At 69.7% G+C, this 17,249-nt stretch carries 15 protein-coding genes; 11 read left to right on the plus strand and 4 right to left on the minus strand.

Features of this window, described 5'->3' with window-relative positions:
* Nucleotides 1-219 precede the first annotated feature (219 nt).
* From ACWDNU_RS16450 to ACWDNU_RS16460, 3 genes are all read right to left on the minus strand, one after another.
* Complete coding sequence (locus tag ACWDNU_RS16450; protein ID WP_354735078.1) at nt 220-546, minus strand: putative quinol monooxygenase; 327 nt, start codon at nt 544-546, stop codon at nt 220-222.
* Between the two features lie 24 nt (nt 547-570).
* Nucleotides 571-1,896, minus strand: coding sequence for an FtsX-like permease family protein (locus tag ACWDNU_RS16455; RefSeq protein WP_449669443.1), 1,326 nt, complete (start codon nt 1,894-1,896; stop codon nt 571-573).
* Nucleotides 1,897-2,167: 271 nt separating this feature from the next.
* Nucleotides 2,168-2,929 carry an ABC transporter ATP-binding protein gene (locus ACWDNU_RS16460; RefSeq protein ID WP_449669444.1) on the minus strand — a complete coding sequence of 254 codons (762 nt, stop codon included), beginning with the start codon at nt 2,927-2,929 and terminating at the stop codon, nt 2,168-2,170.
* Nucleotides 2,930-2,996: 67 nt separating this feature from the next.
* On the opposite strand from ACWDNU_RS16460, the gene ACWDNU_RS16465 reads away from it, so the two are divergent.
* The 11 genes from ACWDNU_RS16465 to ACWDNU_RS16515 all read left to right on the plus strand — a co-directional run bounded on the left by ACWDNU_RS16465 (nt 2,997) and on the right by ACWDNU_RS16515 (nt 15,291).
* Nucleotides 2,997-3,548: a TetR/AcrR family transcriptional regulator gene (locus ACWDNU_RS16465; RefSeq protein ID WP_370936665.1), complete on the plus strand. Its 552-nt coding sequence runs from the start codon at nt 2,997-2,999 to the stop codon at nt 3,546-3,548.
* 189 nt (nt 3,549-3,737) lie between these two features.
* Nucleotides 3,738-4,763: a LacI family DNA-binding transcriptional regulator gene (locus ACWDNU_RS16470; protein WP_449669445.1), complete on the plus strand. Its 1,026-nt coding sequence runs from the start codon at nt 3,738-3,740 to the stop codon at nt 4,761-4,763.
* Complete coding sequence (locus ACWDNU_RS16475; RefSeq protein ID WP_370936663.1) at nt 4,760-5,713, plus strand: carbohydrate ABC transporter permease; 954 nt, start codon at nt 4,760-4,762, stop codon at nt 5,711-5,713. The genes ACWDNU_RS16470 and ACWDNU_RS16475 overlap by 4 nt, the downstream gene beginning before the upstream one ends.
* A 3-nt stretch (nt 5,714-5,716) precedes the next feature.
* Nucleotides 5,717-6,544 (plus strand): carbohydrate ABC transporter permease, encoded by an 828-nt coding sequence (locus ACWDNU_RS16480; protein ID WP_370936662.1) that lies wholly within the window; start codon nt 5,717-5,719, stop codon nt 6,542-6,544.
* 38 nt (nt 6,545-6,582) lie between these two features.
* The gene (locus tag ACWDNU_RS16485; protein WP_370936661.1) at nt 6,583-7,866 is read left to right on the plus strand and encodes an ABC transporter substrate-binding protein; all 1,284 of its coding nucleotides are present in this window, start codon (nt 6,583-6,585) and stop codon (nt 7,864-7,866) included.
* Between the two features lie 86 nt (nt 7,867-7,952).
* Nucleotides 7,953-9,113: an ADP-ribosylglycohydrolase family protein gene (locus tag ACWDNU_RS16490; protein ID WP_449669446.1), complete on the plus strand. Its 1,161-nt coding sequence runs from the start codon at nt 7,953-7,955 to the stop codon at nt 9,111-9,113.
* Nucleotides 9,110-10,429 carry an ADP-ribosylglycohydrolase family protein gene (locus ACWDNU_RS16495; RefSeq protein WP_449669447.1) on the plus strand — a complete coding sequence of 440 codons (1,320 nt, stop codon included), beginning with the start codon at nt 9,110-9,112 and terminating at the stop codon, nt 10,427-10,429. Before ACWDNU_RS16490 ends, ACWDNU_RS16495 begins: the two co-directional genes overlap by 4 nt.
* Nucleotides 10,426-11,316, plus strand: a complete 891-nt coding sequence (locus tag ACWDNU_RS16500; RefSeq protein ID WP_449669448.1) for a ribokinase — start codon at nt 10,426-10,428, stop codon at nt 11,314-11,316. The genes ACWDNU_RS16495 and ACWDNU_RS16500 overlap by 4 nt, the downstream gene beginning before the upstream one ends.
* Nucleotides 11,316-13,265, plus strand: a complete 1,950-nt coding sequence (locus ACWDNU_RS16505) for an SUMF1/EgtB/PvdO family nonheme iron enzyme (RefSeq protein ID WP_449669449.1) — start codon at nt 11,316-11,318, stop codon at nt 13,263-13,265. The genes ACWDNU_RS16500 and ACWDNU_RS16505 overlap by 1 nt, the downstream gene beginning before the upstream one ends.
* Nucleotides 13,262-14,470 (plus strand): CaiB/BaiF CoA transferase family protein, encoded by a 1,209-nt coding sequence (locus ACWDNU_RS16510; RefSeq protein WP_449669450.1) that lies wholly within the window; start codon nt 13,262-13,264, stop codon nt 14,468-14,470. Before ACWDNU_RS16505 ends, ACWDNU_RS16510 begins: the two co-directional genes overlap by 4 nt.
* The gene (locus tag ACWDNU_RS16515; protein ID WP_449669451.1) at nt 14,467-15,291 is read left to right on the plus strand and encodes an HpcH/HpaI aldolase/citrate lyase family protein; all 825 of its coding nucleotides are present in this window, start codon (nt 14,467-14,469) and stop codon (nt 15,289-15,291) included. Before ACWDNU_RS16510 ends, ACWDNU_RS16515 begins: the two co-directional genes overlap by 4 nt.
* Here the strand turns inward: ACWDNU_RS16515 and ACWDNU_RS16520 are convergent.
* Nucleotides 15,288-17,237: an MFS transporter gene (locus ACWDNU_RS16520; RefSeq protein WP_449669452.1), complete on the minus strand. Its 1,950-nt coding sequence runs from the start codon at nt 17,235-17,237 to the stop codon at nt 15,288-15,290. The two genes, ACWDNU_RS16515 and ACWDNU_RS16520, sit on opposite strands and share 4 nt — an antisense overlap.
* Between the last annotated feature and the right edge of the window lie 12 nt (nt 17,238-17,249).

Genomic DNA, 17,249 nt, shown 5'->3' on the forward strand with positions numbered 1-17,249 from the left:
TGTGCCGTGAGGGGAACCCTGAGGGAATCAGATTCCCTCAGGGTTCCCCTCACGTACGACAACCCAGCCTCCGCCGCCCGCACCGGCCCCTCGGCAAGAAACTCCCAGGCCCGCCAGCCGCTACGGCCTGCGCAGACCCGCCTCAACCCCACCCCGAGCGACGTCTCAAGTTCCTGCCATTTACTCCGAGTCCAGCACGGTTCCCTTCACGGCCCGCCGCTAGTCCACCGGGGTGACCTCGGCCATTTCCGACCACGCCGCACCATCGAGATTCTGGTAATTGATCTCCGGCTTCTTCGCCACGACTGTCGACATGAACGGGAAGAACTCCTGCGCGTGCGCGGTCGCGACGTGCGCGTCCCCGGCGGCACTGTCGGCGAAGACCTCGACCATCACGAATTCGTTCTCGTCGCCGCCGTTCTGGTAATAGTCGAACGACACATTGCCCGGTTCGCTCCGCACGTTCGCGGTGTAGCGTTCGATGCCTTCCAGCCATTCGGCTCGCTTCTCGGGGCGGATCTGTGCTTTGAGGACGATCAAAATCATGCCCCGAGTATCGCAAGCGACCGGCTACCCGGCCACCGCCGCCGCGCGAATCACCCGTGCTCCGGCCACCGACGTCACCAGCAACACCACTCCTCCCCCGAAAACTGCGCTCACCACAAACGGCGTGACACCGAACGCCGCCGCTGGACCGCCCGTCTTGACGATCGAGAACGGCAGCACGCACAACACCGAACCCACCACCGCGACGACGATCGCCAGCAGGGTCGCGGCGGCGGTTTCGCGCAGGAGCACGCCGCGCACCTGCCGGACGGTCGAGCCGATCAGCGACAGCGTCGCGAACTCCGTCCGGCGGTCGCCGATCGCGGCCACCAGGTTGTTGGTCAGCGCGATCGCCATGAACAGCGAGATCAGCACGACCACCAGGTAGTTGATCGACGCCAGGACGTCAGCGGTGCTGCCCGGGACGCTGTGCTGATTTTCGATGCCCTGCATGGCCAATGTGCCCGCGGAGACGCCGACCAGCAGCGTCAGGAAGGTGACGATCGGACGGGCACGTTCCGGCGCGGCGCGCAGGTTCACGCCCGCCAGATGCGCTTCGGCGTTCTTCGCCCCGAGCGAGAGGCGGCCGACGATCCGGTTCGCCACGGTGATCAGTTCCGGCGCGAGGATCGCGAACCCGATCGAGCACAGCACCACGGCTGGTCCGGTCATCCCTGTCGTCGCGATGCTGTCGGCGGGCAAGGCCAGCACCGCGCTAGCCGAGCCGAAACCCGCTGCCAGCAAGGTGATCGCGGCAATCCGCCGCGGCCGCGCCGACCTGACCCGGCGCGGTCCGGAATCTTCTTCGACCGGACTGCGCCGAGCCGGACCGCGACTGCCGATCCACGCCGCGAGCACTCCGGCCAGCAGCACGACCACGACACCGGCCAGCGGCAGCACGATCCCAGGAGCGAACGACGTGCTCGACGCGGTGAGCCCGGACGAACGGACCCCGGTCAGCAAAAGGAACCCCAGCAGGTAGCCGAGCCCCAGACCGGGCAACGCCGCCACCGCGGTGATCGCGAGGGTTTCCATCGAGACGAGCACCCGGATTTGCCGCGGTGCCGCACCGATCAGCCGCAGCCCGCCGATCTCGCCGGACCGCGCGGCGAGCGTGACGCCGATCGTCGACACCATCGCGAACACGACGATCGCCACCACCCAACCGCCCAGGATGAGCGGGAACTGGGTGAGAAATCCCCGATCGGCCGGAGCAGTGCTGCCGGAGAGGCCGGTGCCGAGCAGGGCGGTCATCGCGACCACCAGCGCCATCCCGACGAGCGCGACCAGACCGGTGGCTATAGCGGCCGCGCGGTGGTGGCCGAAGAGCCGCAGAGCGAGTTTCAGCATGTCAATTCCCCCTCGGACGCACGGCCACCGAACTCGACCTCACCGAGCGCGCCGCCTCGACGAACGCCACGGCAGCGACACGATGATCACCGACCAGCCGTAGAGCGAGTTTCAACATGTCAATTCCCCCTCGAACGCATGGCCGCCGCACTCGACCTCTCGACGACCGCCACCCGGCCGGTCGCCACGGCATCACCGACCAGCCCCAAAGCAAGTCCCACCACGTCGAGCCCCTTCACTCTTCCTGTCGCCACTCGGCTTTCGCGCCGCATCACCGAGCACCCACCGCGTTCGCCGCCCGCTCGGCGGATTCGACAAGCACGGCCATCCGGTTCGCCACCGCCGCGGCAGTCGGCCGGGCCAGCTGATCGACCACGAGCCCGTCCGCCAGGAACAGCACCGCGTCCGCATAAGACGCGGCCACCGGGTCATGCGTCACCATCACGATCGTCTGGCCCCGGTCCGCCAGATGCCGCAGCAAGCCCAGCACTTCCCGCGCGCTCCGGATGTCCAGTGCGCCAGTCGGTTCGTCGGCGAAAACCACCTCCGGATCCGTCACGAGCGCCCGCGCCACAGCCACTCGTTGCTGCTGCCCGCCGGACAGCTGGCCCGGACGGTGTCCCCCGCGCTGTGCCAGACCGACCTGTGCCAGCAACGCCGCGGTGCGCTGCGGGTCCGGGCGGCGACCGTCCAACCGCAACGGCAGTTCGATGTTTTCCTCCGCCGTCAGCGCGGGCAGCAGGTTGAACTGCTGGAACACGAACCCGATCCGCTGGCGCCGCAGCTCGGCCAGGCGCGGTTCGTCCAAAGCAGACAGATCAGCGCCGTCCAGTTCGACGGTGCCTTCGGTCGGGGCGCGCAGGCCAGCCGCGCAGTGAAGCAATGTCGTCTTCCCTGAGCCCGACGGGCCCATGATCGCCGCGAAGGCGCCGCGCGGGACGTCCAAGTCCACGCCGCGCAGTGCGTCGACCGGGCCGCCTTCGCCTTCGAAGCGGCAGCGCAGCCGTCTGGTGCGGATCGCGGGTGCGGTCATCTTCCAGTCCTCCCAGAGAGTTTGAATGAACGTTTAAAACGAACGTTTACATGATACGGTAGCACGCGTGGGACACCGCGAGAACCTGATCACCGCCGCCCGGGAATGCCTCCTCAAAGCCGGCTACGCGCGCACGACGGTGCGTGACCTCGTCGCCGCCTCCGGGGCCAACCAGGCGTCGATCAACTACCACTTCGGCTCGAAGGAACAGCTGCTCACACAGGCGCTGTCCGACCTCAACACCGAGTGGGGCGAAATGCTGTTCGCCGTCCTCTCCGACCCGGACGACGAGAAGGCCGGGCCGGAGCAGCGCTGGGCGCGGATCATCGAGTCGATCCGCGAACACCGCGAGCTGTGGTTCGTGAACTTCGAGAGCGTCAGCTACCTGCAGCACGACGAGAAGGTCCGGAAGATCAATGCCGAAGGGCAGCAGCTGGCGCGCGTCGGACTAGCGCGCGCATTCGGCGATCTGGGGCCGGACGCGGATCCGAAGGACGTCCACGCGATCGGCGCGCATTACTACTCGCTGCTGGTCGGGACCGCGCTGCAGTGGCTGACCGATCCCGACAACGCTCCCTCGGCGGCGGATGTGGTCCGCGCCGATTGGCGTTCCGTCTAGACCAGCGCACGTCACGCTGCAGTCACAGATCCCGGGACGTCGCACCAGCTCCGTTGACACGTCCGCCATCCGGGTGACATGATCCCGGCACCGCTTGGAAACGTTTCCAATCCATCCAGTCCGTAGACTGGAAACGTTTCCAGAAGCGGTATCCGCACTGTTGCTCGCTGTGTCCGACTGGGAGGGACGATGACGTCAACCCGAGCCACGCTGATCCAGGTGGCCGAGCGCGCCGGCGTGTCGCTGGCTTCGACCTCGCGCGCGCTGCACGGGACCGGCGCCAGCAAGGCGATGGTCGAGCGCGTGCGCGCGGCCGCGGCGGAACTCGGGTACAGCGCGGACGCGATCGGGCGGTCGTTGCGGCTGAAGAAGACGTCACAGATCGCGTTCGCGGTGGCCGACATCGGCAACCCCGTCTACGTCGAGATCATGCGCGGAATTCACGAAGTCCTTGCGCCGCACGGATATCGGGTCGTGGTGATGTCCACTGGGGACACCGCGTCCTCGACCACCGAACTCATGCACAGCCTGCACGGCGGGTTCGTCGACGGCATGATCGTCATCCCGCTGCGCACCGACGACGAGCTGATCGAGCAGATCGGCCAGGCTCCGGTGCCGGTCGTGGTGATCGGCCGCGCGATGAGCGACCGCGGGATCAGTTCGGTCTCCACGGATTCCGCCGCCGGGATCGGCGCGGCGGTGCAGCACGTCGTTTCGCTGGGCCGCCGCCGGATCGGCTTCCTCAACGGGCCGCTCGACACGACGCCGGGCTCCTCGCGGCAGCGCGGGTTCGACGAAGCGGTGTCCGCAAAGGACTTCGCCGCCAAGACGGACGTCGAGGTCGCCGCCGATTTCACTGTCGCGGCAGGGATCGAGGCCGCCCGGAAGCTGCTCGACCGTCCAGAAAGGCCGGACGCCATCGTCGCGGCCAACGACCTGCTCGCCATCGGGGCCATCCGCACCGCCCGGGAACTGGGGCTCAGCATCCCGCGCGACGTCGCCGTCACCGGCATGGACGACACCGAACTCGGGCAGGTCTTCCTCCCCCGGCTGACCAGCGTGTCCCTCGGCTCGGCCGAGCGCGGGCGCGCCGCCGCCCGGCTCATGCTCGGGCTCACCGACGACGCGGACGCCCCGGCCCAGCAGATTTCGGTCGGGACCGAGCTGTTCGTCCGGGAGTCCACTGTGGACCAGAACGTGGAGGACGCGGAATGACCACCGCGACGCAGCCGAGGCGAGCCGCTCCCGCTCCCCCGCCGCGCCCGAAGAAGACCACGCAGGCCCGCACGCGCCGGCGCGAGGCGATCGCGCTGGTGATGCCGTCGCTGATCCCGATTCTGGTGCTGTCGGTGGCCCCGCTGGTGATCGGCATCGTGCTGGCGTTCACCGACACGCGGCTGGTGCGGCATCCGGACTTCGGCTTCGCCGGGATCGACAACTTCGTCCGCCTCGGCGGGAACTCGCTGTTCTGGGACTCGCTGCGGATCGGTCTGATTTGGACGGTCGGGGTGACCGTCCTGCAGTTGGCCGCCGCGATGGGCCTCGCACTGCTGCTCAACTCCGGCCTCAAACTGCAGGGCCTCACCCGAGTGCTCGCACTCATTCCGTGGGCGATGCCGCCGGTGGTCGTCGCGATTATGTGGCAAATGATTTACTCGGCCAACGGCGGTCCGCTGAACGCATTCCTCGGCAGCATCGGCCTGCCGGACGGAATCAACTGGCTCGGCGATTTCAACACCGCCTTGCCCGCGGTGATCGTGGTCGGCGTCTGGGTAGGCATGCCGCAGACCACCGTGACGCTTCTCGCTGGCCTGCAACAGATCCCGACTGAACTGCACGAAGCGGCAGCCGTGGACGGCGCTGGCGCATGGCGGCGCTTCACTGCGGTGACGTGGCCGAGTATGCGCCCCATCGTCAGCTCCATTACTTCCCTGAACTTTATCTGGAATTTCAATTCCTTCTCGCTCGTTTACGTGCTCACCGCGGGCGGCCCGGGCGGAAAGACCATGGTCCCGGTGCTGTTCGTGTACCTCGAAGCGTTCAAGAACCGCGAGATCGGCTACGCCGCCGCGATGGGGCTGGTCCTCGTCATCGTGGTCGTCGCGCTGCTCGCGATCTACCTGCGGTCGCAGTTCCGCGGCGACCGCCCGGAAAGGGGGCGGTGAGCGATGCGCTGGTCCGTGCGCCCCGCGCAGTACCTGGCTCTCGTGCTGTACCTGCTGTTCCTCGGTTTCCCGTTGCTGTGGCTGATTTCCGCGTCGGTGAAATCGTCGGCGGAGCTGAACTCGCTGTCGGTCAACCTCATCCCGAGCGAATGGCATTGGGACAACTACGGCGAAGCGCTCTCCCGCCAGGGTCTGCTGCATTCGGCGTTCAACAGCCTGCTGGTCGCGCTGGCCAGCACCGTGCTGGCGATCCTGATCTCGGTGCCCGCGGCCTACGTACTGGCCCGGCTCAAGGGAAAGCTGCGCATCGCGGGCGTCACCTGGATCCTGGTCAGCCAGGTGTTCCCGGTGGTCCTGGTGATCCTGCCGCTGTTCCTCGTGCTGCGGACGCTCGGCCTCGCCGACAGCCTCGTCGGGCTGACGCTCGTGCACACCACCTACATCCTCCCGTTCGCGCTGTGGATGCTGCAGGGCTACGTCGCGGCGATCCCGGTCGACCTCGAGGAGGCCGGGGCGATGGACGGCGCGACGCGGTTCACCGTGCTGCGCACGATCGTGTTCCCGCTGCTGGCCCCTGGCGTGGTCGCGACCGCGATGTTCAGCTTCGTGTCGTCGTGGAACGAGTTCTTCTTCGCGCTGGTGCTGCTGCAGTCGCCGGAGAACTACACGCTGCCGATCACGCTCACCATGTTCATCGGCGGCGAGGGCAAGGTCGCCCTCGGCCCGCTGGCCGCGGGCGCCGTGCTCGCGGCGATCCCGAGCATCGCCTTCTTCAGCCTCCTGCGGAAGAAACTCACCGGCGGCCTCATGGCCGGGGCGGTGAAGGGATGAGCCCCACCCCATCGGAAACACCCTCGAAAGGTCGGTCGATGAAGACACGACGCGCGGCCATCGCCGCCAGCCTCGCCCTCACCAGCCTGCTCGCCGCGGCGTGCGGCAGCGGCGCGGACAGCGGCAGCGGGGACGGCGGACCGGTCACCCTCACGTTCCAGTCGCTGTCGGACCAGCCGGCCGCGATCGCCGCCACGAACAAGATCGTCGGCGCGTGGAACCAGGCGCATCCGGACACGCAGGTGAAGGTCGTCCAGGCGGGCTGGGACAGCGCCTACGACAAGCTGATCACCCAGTTCAACGCGGGCACCGCGCCGGACATCGTGCACTACGAGGCCGCCGGGATCGGACCGTTCGCCGCCGACGGCTACCTCGCCGACCTCTCCCCTTACCTGTCCGAGCAGAAGCGAGCGGACATCCCGAAGGGCGTGCTCGACTCGGTTACGGTCGACAGCAAGGTCGTCGCCTACCCGACCGAGCTGCAGTCCTATGTGGTCTTCGCGAACAAGAAGCTGCTTGAGCAGTCCGGCGCACAGGTCCCGACCGGCGAGACGATGACCTGGGACCAGCTGCGCCAGCTGGCCAAGACCGCCACGAAGGACGGCAAGTACGGCCTCGGCTGGGGCCTGTCGAGCCCGACCGCGACGTTCGTGGCGATGGCCCCGGCGTTCGGTGGCAAGTACTTCGAGGGCACCGGCGACCAGGCGCAGATCAGCGTCGGCCAGGGCGAAATGGCGCTGCCGCAGCTGGTGCACGACATGAACGCGACCGACCACTCGATCCTTCCGGTGACGCTGACCCAGTCCGGCGGCAAGGCGCTGGCCCCGTTCTACGCGGGCCAGGTCGCGATGACCGTGCAGGGTTCGTACCAGGCGGCGAACATCGAGAAGGACGCGCCGAAGGACCTCGACTGGGTCGCGCTGCCGCCGATCGCCGGGCCGGCCGGACCGGCGCAGGCGGCGAACCCGCAGACGCTGTCGGTCAACAAGGACTCCAAGCACGTCGAGCAGGCCGCGAAGTTCCTGGACTTCTTCACCAGCACCGAGAACCTCGCCGCGCTCAACGAGGCCGACACGCTGATCCCGGCGAGCAACTCCGCGCGTGAGGCGCTGGACAAGAAGCTCGGCGCGAAGAAGGGCTGGAGCACCATCCTGGCCTCGGGCAAGTACCTGACCTCGGCGCCGTATCTGTTCGCCGGCAAGTACGCGCAGTGGAAGGACACTGTCGCGACGCCCGCCTACCAGCGCTTCCTGGCGAACCAGATCGACGCGAACACGCTGGCGCAGCAGCTGAAGGACGGCTGGAAGAGCGTCGGCAAGTGACCGCCGCGCCGGGGTCGTCGCGACCCCGGCGCGCACAACAGGCGCGGGCGGACTGCCCGCGCCGGGGAACGAAGGGACGCAAGCCGGTGACCTGGCTGGAGGACCGCGCGGTGGCAGTGATCACCGGCGCGGCAGTGGGGGACGCGCTCGGCGGCGCGACCGAAGGGTGGACGCCCGAGCAGATCGAGGAGCGCCACGGCGGCCGCGTGACCGGGATCGTCCCGCCGTGGTACCCGAACTGGCGGGACGCGCGCCCGATCGCGCCGTACCACAAGGGCGACGGGCACATCACCGACGACACCTTGATGACTCGCGCGATTGTGGAGGTGTACGCGAAGCGCCGCGCGCACCTCGACGCGTACTCGATGGCCGAGGACCTGGTGCCGCTGATGATCGGCGAGCCGCGCTGGGTGCCGGAGCTGGAGTCGACGGCATTGTTGCTGCAGCGGGTGTTCCTCGCCGAGAAGTGGATCGTCGCGAAGCTGCATTACGGGCATGTGGACCCGCGTGAGGCGGGCGTCGGCAACATTGTGAACTGCGGTGCGGCGATGTACATCGCGCCGGTCGGCGTCGTGAACCCGGGCGATCCGCAGGCGGCGTATGCCGAGGCGATCGACCTGACCGCGCCGCATCAGTCCAGCTACGGCCGCGAGGCCGCCGGGGTGCTGGCCGCGATGGTCGCCGCTTCGGTCGCTCCTGGTGCTGGGCTGGACGACATCGTGCAGGCCACGCTCGCGGTTTCGCACGACGGGACTTTGGCGGCGCTGCAGGCGGTTGCCGAAGCCTTCCAGGGGTGGAACGCCGCGCCGAAGACCGACGACGAGGAGCGGGTGCTCGCGCGGAAGATCCGTGAGGTCGTCGCGCCGTTCGATTCGGTCGGGCCGGAGTACCGGCAGATGTCGATGGACGCACGGCGGCCGTCGCGGACCAAGGCGATCGAGGAATTGCCTGCCGCGCTCGGGTTTGTGCTGGGACATCAGGGCGATTACCGCGGCGCGGTGCTCGGTTCGGTGAACTACGGCCGGGACGCGGACTCGATCGCGTCGATGGCGGGCGCGCTCTGCGCCGGGCTCGGCGGGGCGGCTTCGGTGCCGGACGAATGGATCGATCCGATCGGCGAGGCCAGCAAGATGGACCTCCGCGAGACCGGGCTGCTGCTCGCGTCCGCCGCGACGGACATCGTGAAGGCCGACCGGGCGCGGGCCCAGGCGCGGCTCGCCGCTCTCGACGCGCTGGCCGCCGCATGAGGCTGACCTGGGCTCAGCCCGAAGACCTGCTCGCGCACGAGTTCGTCCAGTCCGCCGCGGAGGGCAAGGACGTGACCTCGGTGCGGGAGCGCTGGATCGCCGCCGGCGGCGATCCGGTACCCGCCGTGAGCGGGGCAGGACCGCGGCCGGCGCCCCCAGCGTTGCGGGCGCTGGCCCGGACGCTGCTGGAAGAACTGGCCGCACTCCCCGGTCCTGCCGCGCCGGAAGAGCCGGACGGCTGGGAAGAGATCGCCGCGCTGCTCCCGCCCGCGCCGGTGCTCCCCCGGCCCCTCTCGGACCGGACGCTCGGCGCGTGGACCGGGCGGGCGGCGGGATGTCTGCTCGGGAAACCGGTCGAGAAGATCCCGCGCGAAGGCATCGAAGAGATCCTGCGCGCGACCGGACGCTGGCCGCTCGACCGGTGGTTCACCGAGGTCGGGCTGCCCGACGACGTCGCGGCGCGGTGGCCGTGGAACCGGCGCTCGCGGCCGACTTCCCTGGAGGAGAACATCGCCGGGATGCCGGAGGACGACGATCTCAACTACCCGATCCTCGCGCTGACGCTGCTGGAACGGCACGGCCGCGAGTTCACCACCGACGACGTCGCGCAGCTCTGGCTGGAGCAGCTGCCCGCCGGGCGGGTGTTCACCGCCGAGCGCGCCGCGTACCGGAATCTGCTGGACGCGCGGCCGGTGCCGGAGACCGCGACGCACCTCAACCCGTTCCGCGAGTGGATCGGCGCGTTGATCCGGACCGACGTCTTCGGCTGGGTCTCCCCCGGTGACGTCCGGGGTGCCGCGCGGCTGGCGTGGGTCGACGCGCGGCTCAGCCATACCCGTAACGGCATTTACGGCGCGATGTGGGCGGCTGCGCTGGCGTCGGCGGCGATGGTGTGCGACTCCGTCCACAGTGTCCTCGATGCGGCGGAAACTGTTCTGCCGCCGGAGAGTCGGCTGGCTGCCGCAGTGCGATTTGGGCGGGAAGCTGCTGCTTACGAAGACGGGCTGGACCGGCTCCACGCCGAGTACGGCGACCTGCATTGGGTGCACGTGTTGAACAATGCCGCGGTGATCGCGTACGCGCTGACTCGCGGCGATGGCGGCTTCGGGCAGAGCATCTCGCTCGCTGTCACGGCTGGCTGGGACACGGATTCCGCCGCTGCGACCGTCGGCGGGGTCGTTGGTGCGTTGCTAGGCATGGACGGGATCGGCGAGCAGTGGACGAAGCCGCTCGACAACCGGATCGCGACGTCGTTGCCCGGCGGCGAGCAGCGGATCACCGATCTCGCCGCGCGGACGGCCGGGGTGACGCGATGACCGGGCGGGTTGCTGTCGTCGGGTCGGCGAATGTCGATCTGGTGGTCGACGTTCCGCGGCAGCCGCGCGGGGGCGAGACCGTTCTCGGCGGGGATTTGCGGCGCAGCCCCGGTGGCAAGGGGGCCAATCAAGCGGTGGCCGCGGCGCTCGCCGGTGGGGCGGAGACGACGTTCCTCGGGGCGTTCGGGGTCGATGACGGCGCGGAGTTTCTGTTGGCGTCGTTGACGAAAGCCGGAGTGCGGACGGATCTGGTGTCGCGAGTGGACAGCGCGACCGGGACCGCGTTCATCATGGTGTCGCCGGACGGCGAGAACTCCATTGTGGTCGCTCCTGGGGCCAATTCCCGGCTCCAGCTGGGTCAGGCACAGCTGGAGAGGATCGCCACCGCCGACGTCGTGCTCGCGCAGCTGGAAGTCCCGTTGGAGGCCGTCACCGCTGCCGCCGCGGCCCGACGTTCTGGCGCGCGGATGGTGCTCAACGCCGCGCCTTCCCGGCCGCTGCCGGAGCTTGACCTTGACGTGCTGATCGTCAACGAGCATGAGGCTGCGGACCTGGTTGGGACGTCGGGTACGCCTGAGGAGCTGGCCCGGATTTTGCAGCAGCGCGCACCGGCTGTGGTGATCACGCTCGGCGCGGCCGGTTGTGTGGTCGCGGAAGAGGAAATCGCGCATCTGCCCGGCTTCCGGGTGTCCCCTGTGGACACCACTGGAGCCGGGGACACGTTCTGTGGCGTGCTCGCAGCGGTACTCGCCGAGGGTCGTCCGCTTCGCGAAGCCGCTCAACTCGCCGGAGCTGCCGCCGCGCTCGCTGTCACCCGGCCCGGCGCGCAGTCCGCCGTGCCGACCGCCGCGGAGGTCGCCGAGTTCGCTGCCGGAGGAAACACCTGATGACGTATGTGTTCGACCCGCTCGTCCCGCGTCCGATCGACCAGCCGACCGAGGTCCCGCTGGACGCTCCCCTGTCGGCTGAGCAGCTCGTCGCGCTGGACGAGGCCAAGATCTTCGTCGGCCCGGCGGACCCCGCCGACCGTCCGGAATGGCGGGCGCGGCTGCGGCAATGGCGGACTGACGCGCACGAACGGCACAGCTACCACGGCCGCGCCTACGACCGGCCGGAAGCCGCGTGGGCCGCCGGATGCCACACGGTCGCGCAGGTCTGGTTGTGGGACGAGCTCCTGTATTCGTTCGAGGAGCACCGGTTCACGCCGGAACGGTTCCTCGCGGACGCGCACCAGCGGTTCGGCGGCCTCGACGCGGTCGTGCTGTGGCACGCGTACCCGGTGATCGGCCTCGACGACCGCAACCAGTGGGACTTCTACCGCGACGTGCCCGGTCTCCGCGAGCTCGTCGAGACGTTCCATTCGGCGGGCGTGCGGGTGTTCGTGGACTACAACCCGTGGGACGTCGGCACGCGCCGGGGCGACGACGACGCCGCGGAATTGTCCGCGGTGCTGGCGGATTTCGGTGTGGACGGGGTCTTCCTGGACACGTTGAAGAAGGCCGATCCGGCGCTGGTCGAACAGCTCGAACGCGCGCGGCCCGGGGTCGTGCTGGAGGGCGAATCGAAGCTGCCGGTCGAGCGGATCGAGGACCACTCGGCGTCGTGGGCGCAGTTCTTCGCCGATTCGCCGGTGCCGGGTGTGCTGCGTTCGCACTGGTACGAGCGGCGGCACATGCAGCACCACGTGCGGCGGTGGCACCGCGACCACACCGAGGAACTGCAGTCGGCGTGGCTGAACGACGTCGGCGTGATGGTGTGGGAAGTCGTGTTCGGCGTGTGGGTCGGGTGGTCGCAGCGCGACGCGGCGACCGTGCGGCGGATGGTGACGGTGCAGCGTGCGGCCGGTGACCTGCTGCGCGAGGGCGAATGGACGCCGCTGGCTCCGTTGACGCCGGAAGCTGAAGCGGCTGGGGTTTACGCGTCGCGCTGGGAACTCGGTGACTGGACACTGTGGACGGTCGTGAACCGGGGTGACTCGGATTATCTCGGGCCGGTCGTTGACGGGCCGGTGATCGATCTTTTCGCTGACGGGCGGGTGCCTGCGCGCGGGATTTCGGCGTTGCTGCAGGTCGCCGAAGGTGCGACAGAGCCGTCGTGGCTGTCCCGGGTGGCGACTCTCCCCCACGATCCGGACGCTCGCTTCCCGCATCGGCTCGCGACGCGGGTCGTTCCTGAGCCCACGAGTGGCGGGCCCGAGGACGACGCGGTCGTGGTTCCTGCGGGGCCATATGTACTGACGGTCCGGTACCGCGGGCGCGAGACCGGGATGTACCAGGGCGCGCCGTATGTGGACGAGTGGAAACCCCTTCCGCCACGGCTGCACGATGCCCGGACACTGCAGCGAGACGGTTCGCTGCCGTCGCCGGTCGCGGTTGCCGCCACCGAGGTGACGAACGGCGAGTTCGCGGAATTCCTTGCCGCTACGGGATACCAGCCGGTCGAGCCGCATCGGTTCCTCGCGCATTGGGTCGACGGTCGGCCTGCCGCCGAGGACGAGCCGGTGACCTTTGTGGACCTCGACGACGCCCGGGCGTACTGCGCGTGGCGCGGCGGCCGGTTGCCGACCGAGGACGAATGGCAGCTCGCCGGGGAAACCGGCGGCCTGCGGCGCGGCGCGCCGGCGGTGTGGAACTGGACCGAAAGCGAACACTCCGACGGGAGGACCCGGTTCGTGATGCTCAAGGGCGGCAGCGACTACCGCGCCGAGGGTTCGGAATGGTACGTCGAAGGCGGTCGGCACGCCCCGGACTACAGCGTGAAGCTGCTGCTGCCCGGGTTGGGGTTGGCGCGCGGCGCGACCGTCGGGTTCCGCTGTGCGTGGGACGTGACGCGATGACCGTGTCGAGGGAGGCGTCCGCCGGGGCGCTGGCCGGGCTGCGGGTGGTGGACGCGTCGACGTTGTTCGCCGGGCCGATGGCCGCGATGCACCTGGGCGACATGGGCGCCGAGGTGATCAAGGTCGAGCACCCGTCGCGGCCCGACCCGTCGCGCACGCACGGCGTGGCCAAGGGCGACGTCAACCTGTGGTGGAAGACGTTGGGGCGCAACAAACGCACCGTCACCGCGAACCTCAGCAGCGACGGCGGGCGCGAGGTGTTCCTGGCGCTCGCCGAAACCGCGGACGTGGTGATCGAGAACTTCCGCCCGGGCACGCTCGAACGCTGGGGCCTCGGTTACGAGGAACTGTCCGCACGCAACCCTGGGCTGGTGCTCGCGCGGGTAACCGGGTTCGGTCAGCTCGGCCCGTACCGCTCGCGGCCTGGCTTCGGCACCCTCGCCGAGGCGATGAGCGGATTCGCCGCGGCCACCGGCGAACCGGACGGCCCGCCGACGCTGCCGCCGTTCGGGCTCGCCGACGGGGTCGCGTCGCTGGCCACCGCGTACGCGATCATGGTCGCGCTTACCGGGCGTGCTGCCAGCGGACGCGGCCAAGTCGTGGACGTCGCGATCATCGAGCCGATTCTCGCCATGCTCGGACCGCAGATCACGCGGTGGGACCAACTCGGCACGGTCCAGCCGCGCACCGGCAACCGGTCCACGAACAACGCGCCGCGCAACACCTACCGCACGAGCGACGGCCAGTGGGTGGCGGTGTCGACGTCGGCGCAATCGATCGCGGAACGCGTCGTGCGGCTGGTCGGCCGTCCGGAACTGGCCGACGAGCCGTGGTTCGCGACCGGCGCGGACCGGGCCGCGCACGCGGACGAACTGGACGAGGCCGTCGGCGGCTGGATCGCGCAGCACACCCGCGAGGAGGTCGTGGCCGCGTTCGAGGAGGCGCAGGCCGCGGTCGCGCCGATCTACGACGCGGCCGACATCGTGGGAGACCCGCAGTTCCGCGCGCTGGGCACGATCCACGAGATCGAAGACCCGGAACTGGGCACGACGTTGATGCAGGGACCGCTCTTTCGGTTGTCGGACAACGACGGCGTCATCGGCTTCACCGGACGACCGCACGGCGCGGACACCGACGAGGTGCTCGGCGCGCTGGGCTTCGCTCCGTCGCGAATCGCTGAACTTCGCGCGGAGGGAGCGGTATGACCCCCGCGCTGACCCTGCTCTACGTCCCGGCGGACCGGCCCGACCGCGTCGCCAAGGCGCTCGCGTCGGACGCGGATGTCGTGCTGGTCGATCTGGAGGATGCCGTCGCGCCCGCGCAGAAAGATGCCGCGAGGGACAACGCGATGCGACTGCTGGCCGATGTGCCCGCGTCGCGGCCGGTGCAGGTGCGGATCAACAACCCGGACACGCCGTGGCACGCGGCGGACGTGGCCGCGGTTGCCGCGCTGCCGACGTGGGTCGGTGCGCGGTTGCCGAAGGTCGAGAGTTCGGTTGACGTCCGGTCGCACGCCGATGCTTTGCCAGGCCGGGAATTGCACCCCCTGATCGAGTCAGCGCTCGGGGTGGAGCGGGCGCTGGAGATCGCGCTCGCTTCCCCGCAAACGGCGTCGCTTGGGCTGGGCGAGGCGGATCTGCGGTCCGACCTGCGGCTCGCCGACGAAGCCGGGCTCACCTGGGCCCGCAGCCGGATCGTGAACGCCGCCCGCGCCGCGCGCCTGCCGCCGCCCGCGATGTCGGTGTACGCGAACGTCCGGGATCTCGAGGGGCTGGCGGAAAGCTGCCGTTCCGGGCGGGCGCTCGGGTTCCGCGGCCGAACGGCAATCCATCCGGTGCAGCTGCCGACGATCCGCGCGGCGTTCTTGCCAACCGCGGAGGAGGTCGCCCGGGCGCGGGAGGTTTTGTCCCGAATGGACGGTGCCACCCAGGCCGGGGTGGGCGCGATCGCGCTTGCCGACGGAACGTTCCTGGACGTCGCGATGCGGGACCAAGCGCTGGCGGTGCTGGCGCTCGTCTCCGATTAGGCTTTGTCCGCGGAAACCAAGCGCAGCAACGGATCGAACCGGACCGGTCCCTCGTCCGTCAGCTGCACCGGGCCCGCGACCGGCTGATACCCGGTGACGACGACGGTGTACTCGCCGGGGAACAGATCGTCGACGGTGTAGTGGCCCGCCTCGTCCGTGACGGTCACCCGCTGGACCTGGCCCTCGGCGTCCAGCACCGCGACCTGCGCACCCGGGAACGGGCCGCGGATCGCGTGCACCGTGCCGGTGAGCCGGACCGACCGTGCCAGTTCGACGTCTTCGCGCACCGGCTCGGCGCCCAGCCGCACGTGCCGGGCCACCGGTTCGCGGCCGCCCGCCTGGACCAGCAGCAGGTACGTGCCCGCCGGGGCGTCGAGGGCGAAGCTGCTGTCCGCGCCGGTGCTGGTGCGGCGTACTTCGTGGGTTTCCAAGGAGGTCAGGCTCACCGAGGCGGTTTCGCCGGAAGCAAGGCCGCTCACCGCGCCGGAAATCGCCGCGGACGGCGTACTCGGCGTTGTGTCGCGGCGTTTCCGTGTCCGCGACAGCAGCACGTCGACGACCCCGAACAGCAACGCGAGCACGACCAGCGCGGTCGAGCCCATCAGCCCGAGCGCGGTCGCCGAGTGGTAATCCCCGTGCGAGCGGCCGAGTTCGCCGAAGAACAGCGATCCGCCGAGCGCCGTCCCGACCGCCGAACCGATCCGCTGCCCGGTCTGCAGCACTCCGGCCGCGGTGCCGCCCTCCACGGGCGGGACTTCTTCCAAGGCGAGCGTCGAGTTCGGCGAAATCACCAGCCCGCTGCCGAACCCGCCGACGAACAGCGGCGCGGCCAGCACGAACGCGGTGTTCGCGCCGGAGTAGTCGCGGACGAGCCACGCGGTGGCGGCGAGCCCGATCGCGACGAGGAGGGTGCCGAGGACGACCATCGGCCTGCCGAACCGGTGCACGAGCCGTCCGCCGATGGTCGGCGAGATCGCCGAGCCGATCGCGAACGCGAGCATCGCCGCGCCGGCCTGCAGCGGCGTGTAGCCGAGGCCCTGCTGGAAAAAGAGCGTCAGGACGAGGAAAATCCCGGTGAATCCGGCGAAATAGACCATTCCGAGCGCGGAACCCATGGAGTAGCTGCGCACGGTAAGCAGCTTCAGATTCACCAGCGGCTGCTTGCCGCGGTTGCCGAGCCAGCGCTCCCACAGCACGAAGAGCACGAGCAACCCGGCCGCGACGCCCATCAGCCACCAGCGCGGCGCCGTCGCCTGTTCCTCTTCCTCGATCAACGGCAGCATCACCAGCACGACCGCCACGCCGAGCAGCACGCTGCCGACCAGGTCCGGCGTCCGCTTCCGGCCGCTGCGCGCGTCCTTCGGCAGCAACCGCAGCCCGAACAGGATCGCGAGAATCCCGATCGGCAGGTTGACGTAGAACACCCAACGCCACCCTTGGTCGACGCCGATGCCCTGGATCAGCAACCCGCCCAGCACCGGCCCGATCGCGGTGGACAGCCCGACCGTCGCCCCGAACGCGCCGAACGCCTTGCCGCGCTCGCGACCGGAGAACAGCTGCTGCATCAGCCCGATGATCTGCGGATTCAGCAACCCGCCCGCGACGCCCTGCCCCAGCCGGGCCACGACGAGCCACGTCGCGTTCGGCGCCGCTCCGCACAGGACGCTGGTCGCCACGAACAACGCCAGCCCCAACAGGAACATCCGACGGCGCCCGTAGTCGTCGCCGAGCCGCCCCGAGGGCACCAGCGCGAGCCCGAACGTGAGCGCGTACCCGGAGACGACCCACGAGACGTCCGCGGGAGTGGCACCGATCCCGTGCTCCATCGAGGGCAGCGCGACGTTGACGATGCTGACGTCGAGCAGCGTCATGAACCCCGCGATGAGGCACACCCACAAGGCGCGCCAGCGCTGCGGATCGGGCTCGGGGGCAGGGGAAGCGTGCACGGACCATCCTGA

Source organism: Amycolatopsis sp. NPDC003676, from assembly GCF_053587275.1.

Coding starts and splice junctions, on each gene's coding strand:
- ACWDNU_RS16450 (WP_354735078.1), bottom strand. CDS start 546: ATGATTTTGATCGTCCTCAAAGCACAGATCCGCCCCGAGAAGCGAGCC.
- ACWDNU_RS16455 (WP_449669443.1), bottom strand. CDS start 1,896: ATGCTGAAACTCGCTCTGCGGCTCTTCGGCCACCACCGCGCGGCCGCT.
- ACWDNU_RS16460 (WP_449669444.1), bottom strand. CDS start 2,929: ATGACCGCACCCGCGATCCGCACCAGACGGCTGCGCTGCCGCTTCGAA.
- ACWDNU_RS16470 (WP_449669445.1), top strand. CDS start 3,738: ATGACGTCAACCCGAGCCACGCTGATCCAGGTGGCCGAGCGCGCCGGC.
- ACWDNU_RS16475 (WP_370936663.1), top strand. CDS start 4,760: ATGACCACCGCGACGCAGCCGAGGCGAGCCGCTCCCGCTCCCCCGCCG.
- ACWDNU_RS16480 (WP_370936662.1), top strand. CDS start 5,717: ATGCGCTGGTCCGTGCGCCCCGCGCAGTACCTGGCTCTCGTGCTGTAC.
- ACWDNU_RS16485 (WP_370936661.1), top strand. CDS start 6,583: ATGAAGACACGACGCGCGGCCATCGCCGCCAGCCTCGCCCTCACCAGC.
- ACWDNU_RS16495 (WP_449669447.1), top strand. CDS start 9,110: ATGAGGCTGACCTGGGCTCAGCCCGAAGACCTGCTCGCGCACGAGTTC.
- ACWDNU_RS16500 (WP_449669448.1), top strand. CDS start 10,426: ATGACCGGGCGGGTTGCTGTCGTCGGGTCGGCGAATGTCGATCTGGTG.
- ACWDNU_RS16505 (WP_449669449.1), top strand. CDS start 11,316: ATGACGTATGTGTTCGACCCGCTCGTCCCGCGTCCGATCGACCAGCCG.
- ACWDNU_RS16510 (WP_449669450.1), top strand. CDS start 13,262: ATGACCGTGTCGAGGGAGGCGTCCGCCGGGGCGCTGGCCGGGCTGCGG.
- ACWDNU_RS16515 (WP_449669451.1), top strand. CDS start 14,467: ATGACCCCCGCGCTGACCCTGCTCTACGTCCCGGCGGACCGGCCCGAC.